Annotated in this window: 1 protein-coding gene; it reads left to right on the top strand. The window is 69.7% G+C overall.

Features of this window, described 5'->3' with window-relative positions; translation table 11 throughout:
- Positions 1–531: TolC family protein (locus tag AC1DTN_RS39095; protein WP_477925617.1), on the top strand; the 531-nt coding region annotated here is incomplete at both ends.

Below are 531 nucleotides of genomic sequence, written 5' to 3'. Positions count from 1 at the left end.
GCCATGAAGACACCGATTCCCATCTCCCGCACGCGTCCCGGACGCGGCTTCCTGGCGCTGATGGCGGCGATGACGCTCGCCGACTGCGCGCTCGGCCCCGAGTTCGAGCCCGCGACACCCGATGCGCCCGTCGACTTCTCGGCCTGGCATGGCGGCTCGCCGGATCTGATCGATCCAAGGCAGCGCGACGCGTCGGCGACCGCCCTGCCCGCCGGGTGGAAGATGTTCGGCGACCCGGTGCTCGATGCGCTGGAGGCGCAGGCGCTCGCCGCCAACCAGGATCTCCAGACCGCTGCGCTGCGCTTCGCGCAAAGCCGCATGCAACGGCAGGCGGCCGAGGCCCAGCGTGGCCCTCAGCTCAACGCGCAGGCAGCTGCTGCACGGCAGCGGCAGAGCGAGTTCGGCGAAAGCACGCGGCTGATCGATGCGCTGAACCCCGGCAATCGCAGCGCGCTCATCGACGTCCTGAGCGAGCCTCATACCCTCTATCAAGCGGGCTTCGACGCATCCTGGGAGATCGACATGTGGGGC

This window comes from Rhizobium sp. 01T444 (assembly GCF_056398305.1).
This window is presented reverse-complemented; position numbering and strand designations above follow the sequence as displayed.